General features: G+C 68.5%; 3 protein-coding genes. 2 read left to right on the top strand and 1 reads right to left on the bottom strand.

The genetic code is table 11. The features are described 5' to 3' along the window. Both JNN06_RS10400 and JNN06_RS10405 read left to right on the top strand, forming a co-directional pair. Positions 1–242: HAD hydrolase-like protein (locus tag JNN06_RS10400; RefSeq protein ID WP_291239522.1), on the top strand; the 242-nt coding region annotated here is incomplete at its 5' end. Between the two features lie 6 nt (positions 243–248). Further along, a complete protein-coding gene (locus tag JNN06_RS10405) occupies positions 249–1,472 on the top strand; it encodes a DegT/DnrJ/EryC1/StrS family aminotransferase (RefSeq protein ID WP_291239523.1) in 1,224 nt (407 codons plus the stop codon). A gap of 155 nt (positions 1,473–1,627) precedes the next feature. On the opposite strand, the gene JNN06_RS10410 is transcribed toward JNN06_RS10405, so the two are convergent. Continuing rightward, on the bottom strand, positions 1,628–2,095 hold the full coding sequence (locus JNN06_RS10410; RefSeq protein WP_291239524.1) for a CreA family protein: 468 nt from the start codon (positions 2,093–2,095) through the stop codon (positions 1,628–1,630). Positions 2,096–2,187 lie beyond the last annotated feature (92 nt).

Consider the following 2,187-nt stretch of genomic DNA (forward strand, 5'->3'; position numbering starts at 1 on the left):
CCACCCGCAAACCCGACCCCGCACCCTACCTCGCCGCCGTGGCCCAGGCGGGCGGCGACCCCAAACGCTCGCTGCTGGTCGGCGATACCGAGACCGACCGCAAGACCGCCGCCGCCGTGGGCGTGCCCTCCGTCCTCGTCACCTTCGGCCCCGAGGGCGCAGGCGTCTCCCGCCTCGCCCCCGAGGCGCTGCTGGATCACTACGACCACCTCCCCGCCCTCGTGGCCCGGCTGATCGGCTGACCCGCCATGGAACGTTTCACCGGAAGCTTCACCCAACAGGAACCCATCCCCGCCGAAGGGATCGAGGCCGCGCTGCGCGTCCTGCACTCGGGCCGCCTGCACCGCTACAACACCGCGCCCGGCGAAGTGGCCGAGGCCGCGCTGCTGGAGGAAGACTTCGCCGCCCAGACCGGCGCGCGCTATTGCCTCGCTGTCGCCTCGGGCGGCTATGCGCTGGCCTGCGCGCTCCGCGCCGCGGGCGTGCAACCGGGCGAGCGCGTGCTGACCAATGCCTTCACCCTCGCCCCCGTGCCCGGCGCCATCGCCAGCGTGGGGGCCGTGCCGGTGTTTGTGGGCGTCACCGAAGGCCTCGTGATCGACCTTGACGACCTCGCCGCCAAAGCCTCGGGCGCCCGCCTGCTGATGCTCAGCCACATGCGCGGCCATATCTGCGACATGGCGGCGCTGATGCGGCTCTGCGACGCGCGCGGCATCACGGTGATCGAGGATTGCGCGCATACGATGGGCGCCACATGGGCGGGCCGCCTCACCGGGCGCTGGGGGGCCATGGGCTGCTTTTCAACGCAAACCTACAAACACGCCAATTCCGGCGAGGGCGGGCTGCTGATCTCGGATGAGCCCGAGCTGATGGCCCGCGCCATCCTGCTGTCGGGCAGCTATATGCTCTATGACCGCCACCGCGCCGCGCCCCCGCCCGAGGCCTTCGCGCCCCATCGCCTGACCACGCCCAATGTCTCGGGCCGGATGGACAACCTGCGCGCCGCGATCCTGCGCCCGCAACTGCGCGACCTCGCGGCGCAATGCACCCGCTGGAACGAGCGCTACCGCGTGCTGGAACAGGGGCTCACGCAAACCCCCGGTCTCACCCTGATCGAAAGACCCGATCAGGAAGGCTTCGTCGCCTCCTCCTTCCAGTTCCTGCTGCTGGATTGGCAAGCCGAGGCCATCCAGGCCGTCCTCGCCCGCAGCGCGGCGCGCGGGGTGGAGCTGAAATGGTTCGGCGCGCCCGAGCCCGTGGCCTTCACCAGCCGCTATGACAGCTGGACCTATGCCCCCAGCGCCCCCATGCCCCGCACCGACCGCGTGCTGGCGGGCCTGATCGACATGCGCCTGCCGCTGACCTTCAGCCTCGAGGATTGCGCCCAAATCGCCCGCATCCTCCGCGCCGAAGTCTCCGCCGTGTTCCAGGGCGATCTCAGCGCCCCCATCACCACCGCCCGCGCCGATTGACCCGGCAGAAGCGGGGGTTTCACACCCCCGCACCCCCGTGGGATATTTTTGAACAGATGAAATCAGGCTGCTGTCCTGCCTTTCATCTGTTTCCAAATATCCTCGGGGGGAGGGGCCAAAGGCCCCGTGGGGGGCAGACAGCCCCCCTGCGCCGCTTAGGGCTGGCCCAACGGCACGACGGAAAGCGACATCTTGCCGGAGCCTTGGGTCAATTCGCTCGCATGGCCCAGATAGATCAGCGCCTTGTTCTTCTCGTCGTAAATCCGCGTCACCTTCAGCGACTTCAGGATCAAGGATCGCCCCTCGCTGAACACTTCCTCGCCCTCCTCGCCCCGGTCGATATTGCCCAGCGTGATCGGCCCGGTCTGGGTGCAATCCACCGCCGAATAGCTGGGGTCTTCGAACCAGTTGCCATTGCTCACCCGATCAATCAGCGAGCGGTCGAAATAGGCCAGGTGACAGGTGACGCCCTGCACCTTGGGGTCCTGGAAGGCCTCGATCAGGATGTCATTGCCCACCCAATCCACGCCCACCTGCCCGACCTCCTCGGCCGCTGCGGGCGAGAGGGCGGGCGCGGCCGTCATCAGGGCTGCCAGAAAAGCCGGGGCCAAAACCTTGCGCATCGTGAAACACTCCTTTGCTTTGCTGCAATCTGGGGGCGCGCCCGCCGCAGTGCAAGCGTGCAGATCGCGCTTGACGCGACTCGCGCGGGCCG

It is taken from the genome of Gemmobacter sp. (assembly GCF_016792925.1).
GTDB lineage: Bacteria > Pseudomonadota > Alphaproteobacteria > Rhodobacterales > Rhodobacteraceae > Gemmobacter.

Coding starts and splice junctions, on each gene's coding strand:
- JNN06_RS10405 (WP_291239523.1), top strand. CDS start 249: ATGGAACGTTTCACCGGAAGCTTCACCCAACAGGAACCCATCCCCGCC.
- JNN06_RS10410 (WP_291239524.1), bottom strand. CDS start 2,095: ATGCGCAAGGTTTTGGCCCCGGCTTTTCTGGCAGCCCTGATGACGGCC.